Raw genomic sequence first — 2,779 nt, 5'->3', positions numbered from 1 at the left:
CAGGCCGTCTTCGCAGCGATGCGGCGACCCGACAAGCCAGCTCCCACATTTGGATTTCGGAGCGTCAGATGGATATGCGCCGGCTGTCAGGCCGTCACGGGAGCAAGCTGCCTTGCCACAGATTTAGCGTCGTGCCGAAGTTGTGTAGATAGCTATGCTCTGATCAGCGCCCCAACCCACTCCCAGGACTCACAGACTTCCTTTATGCCACCTGCCTCACGCGACCACGCCCGTATCGAACGCCGTCTCATCGCAGCCCTGACCGACGCCTGCGAAATCGCGAAAGCTGAAATCCCGGGCTTCGAATGGCTGACCCACACCGTCGATTACCGCGCCTTCCCCCAAAGCCTGCGGGTGACCTGGGTGTTCGACAGCGTCGCGAGCAAGGCTCACGCCCTCGCGACCGGCGCGGACGCCCGTATGCGCGAGCTGACTACCGCCGCGCTGGATGACGCTGACGTGCACGTCCCGAACATCGCCCGCTGCGTCAGTTTCGACTCCGAAGAGGAATGCCACCTTCGGCATGGCGGCGATTGGCGTCGGCGGCTGGCTACTCTCCGGGCGATCTGAATCGCGGTTGTTGAGCAAGGGGAAACATCGCTACCCCACTTTGCACGTCAACCAAGCCCCCCAGAAAAGGCTGCTGAAGAAACGCGTCGCGTCGCCGAAGCCAGCGTCGTGCAACAGCTTCTGCACTGCGGCCTCGGAATGTGGCGGGTCGGCGCCTTGAAGGATTTTGCCGAGCTTGGCCTTCACTTCGTCCGGGGTGGCGCCATGCTGACGCCAGCGTTGGCCCCATGCCGCCAGCAGCAACGGCTGGCTGGCATACGCGTAGTGATTGCCCGCGACGATCAGCGGTGCCCCCGGTTTCAGGTGCGCCCGAATCGATCGCAGCATTCGGGCCTTGGCGTCATCACCCTCCAGATGGTGGAGCACACCGATCAAGGTGGCGGCGTCGTATGACGCGTCTGGTGCCAGGTCTTCAAGCGTCCCGAGATGCAGGGTGGTTTTATCAAGCAAGTGGTTGGCTTCCAACTGCTGCCTTGCCGCGTCGAGCATCGGCTGAGAGGGATCAACCGCCATGAAGCGCCAGCCCGGTTCAAGGTTGGCCATGGCGATGATCTCCTGCGCCGTACCGCCGGCGCCGACCACAAGTACCTTGGCCGAAGGGGCATCACCAAGGCTTGCCGCGAGCATGCAGGCTGCCAGGTCCTGGCACGCGTCATAGCCCGCCAACGCGATACGGCTTTGTCGTGCGTACTCGTTGGCTCTTGAGGTATCGAATTTGTCAGCAGGATTGGGTGAGGATGAGTTCAAGGCGGTTCTCCGTGGCCTTGACGCAAATTACGTTAACCGTCGCAGTAAGAAAAATGCATTAATTTTATGTGCTGCATTCCCGAGGGGAATGCGGGGGTGTACGCCTGGAGAGGTTGCAGGATCATACAAGCCTCTGACCTGTCGGCCCGGATAGTCTGGCCTTCTCACCGACAGGAAGGCTCAGCATGACTCACCTACAGCAACCCGCCCAACCGATAAACCTCGCGCAAAAAGCCTCGCTCATCGATCAACAATGGAGCCCAAGAGTGGTCGCCGAAATGAACGACTACCAATTCAAGGTGGTGCGCATCGAGGGTGAGTTCATCTGGCACTCGCACCCGGAAACCGATGAGGCCTTTCTGGTGCTTGAGGGCACGTTGCGTATCGACCTGCCGGATGGCCCGGTGTATGTGAAACCGGGTGAATTGTATGTGGTGCCGCGTGGCATCGAGCACAGGACCGCCGCCGAGGGCGAAGCCAAGCTGATGATGATTGAGCCACGGGGCGTATTGAACACCGGGCACGAAGGTGGGGAGCGTACGGCCGAAAATGATCGGTGGATTTGAACAGACTACTCCCATGCACTTGGGCCTCCAGATCATCATTTGCAGGATGCATCTTTTCTTTATGTTTCGACACCGCCGCTGCCGGTGTCTCGTTGTATATGATCGGGTCGCCGCCAGACTCATTCTGGCCACTTTTCATCAAACAGCGCCTCAATGCGCTTAAAAAAGAACGCGATGCGACTCGCCAGAAGGACAGAACAATGACGACTTGCGCCTCCCCTCTTCAGCCAAATGAACACTACGACTCGGTAAGTCGCGCAACGCATTGGCTGATGTTCTTGTTATTTGCGTGGATCTATTGCTCAGCCATAACCCACTACCTGGCGTCGGACTCTACGCTGGATAAATGGTTGTGGCCCTTTCACAAACCCGTGGGGCTGTTACTGCTGATACTGCTGGTCCTACGTGCCGGCTGGAGTCTGCTGAGTCGACACCGCCGCCCACCGAGCATAAGCCGTATCGCCGCCACCGGGCATGGGATGTTGTACGCACTGATGTTCCTGATCCCGCTTATCGGGATGATTCGCCAGTACGGATCCGGCCGGGCTTTTTCTGCGTTTGGCGTACCGGTCATGGACGGGTTCGAGGGGGAAAAAATCCAGTGGATGGTTGACCTGGGCAGCAACTTTCATAGTTTGCTGGGTTGGACAATGCTGGTGCTTATCCTGGGGCATGTCGCGGCAGTCATCGTGCACTATTGGCAGGGCGATGCTCAGGTACTGCAGCGCATGACAAGAGGGGGACGCAAGCACTGAAACGGCGCGGCAAGCTTCTCGGACGAAATGGGGACAGATTTATTTTCTAGAAATGAATCCGTCTCCTTTTCACTGCGATAAAGCGTGCTTCCTGAATGAACGCGGCGCCTGTGAGTTTTTCGCGAGCAAGCTCGCTCCTAC

The 2,779-nt window shown here is 58.7% G+C and carries 4 protein-coding genes; 3 read left to right on the top strand and 1 reads right to left on the bottom strand.

Going from position 1 to position 2,779, the window contains the following annotated elements; all coding sequences use genetic code 11:
• Positions 1-204: 204 nt before the first annotated feature.
• Positions 205-570 carry a hypothetical protein gene (locus E1K68_RS27440; RefSeq protein ID WP_003192656.1) on the top strand — a complete coding sequence of 122 codons (366 nt, stop codon included), beginning with the start codon at positions 205-207 and terminating at the stop codon, positions 568-570.
• A 30-nt stretch (positions 571-600) separates the two neighbouring features.
• Here E1K68_RS27440 and E1K68_RS27435 read toward each other — a convergent pair whose 3' ends face one another.
• Entirely contained in the window at positions 601-1,317 is a 717-nt protein-coding gene (locus E1K68_RS27435; protein ID WP_212614952.1) for a class I SAM-dependent methyltransferase, read from the bottom strand.
• 185 nt (positions 1,318-1,502) lie between these two features.
• Between E1K68_RS27435 and E1K68_RS27430 the strand changes: the two genes are divergently transcribed.
• Positions 1,503-1,883, top strand: coding sequence for a cupin domain-containing protein (locus E1K68_RS27430; RefSeq protein WP_212614951.1), 381 nt, complete (start codon positions 1,503-1,505; stop codon positions 1,881-1,883).
• Positions 1,884-2,083: 200 nt separating this feature from the next.
• The gene (locus tag E1K68_RS27425) at positions 2,084-2,638 is read left to right on the top strand and encodes a cytochrome b (protein WP_034136031.1); all 555 of its coding nucleotides are present in this window, start codon (positions 2,084-2,086) and stop codon (positions 2,636-2,638) included.
• Positions 2,639-2,779: the final 141 nt, after the last annotated feature.

Source organism: Pseudomonas sp. B2021 (genome assembly GCF_018135665.1).
Taxonomy (GTDB): Bacteria; Pseudomonadota; Gammaproteobacteria; order Pseudomonadales; family Pseudomonadaceae; genus Aquipseudomonas; species Aquipseudomonas lactis.
This window is presented reverse-complemented; position numbering and strand designations above follow the sequence as displayed.

What these genes read in the sequence shown, in the direction of transcription:
- E1K68_RS27430 (WP_212614951.1), top strand. Translation starts at nt 1,503, where the DNA reads ATGACTCACCTACAGCAACCCGCCCAACCGATAAACCTCGCGCAAAAA.
- E1K68_RS27440 (WP_003192656.1), top strand. Translation starts at nt 205, where the DNA reads ATGCCACCTGCCTCACGCGACCACGCCCGTATCGAACGCCGTCTCATC.
- E1K68_RS27425 (WP_034136031.1), top strand. Translation starts at nt 2,084, where the DNA reads ATGACGACTTGCGCCTCCCCTCTTCAGCCAAATGAACACTACGACTCG.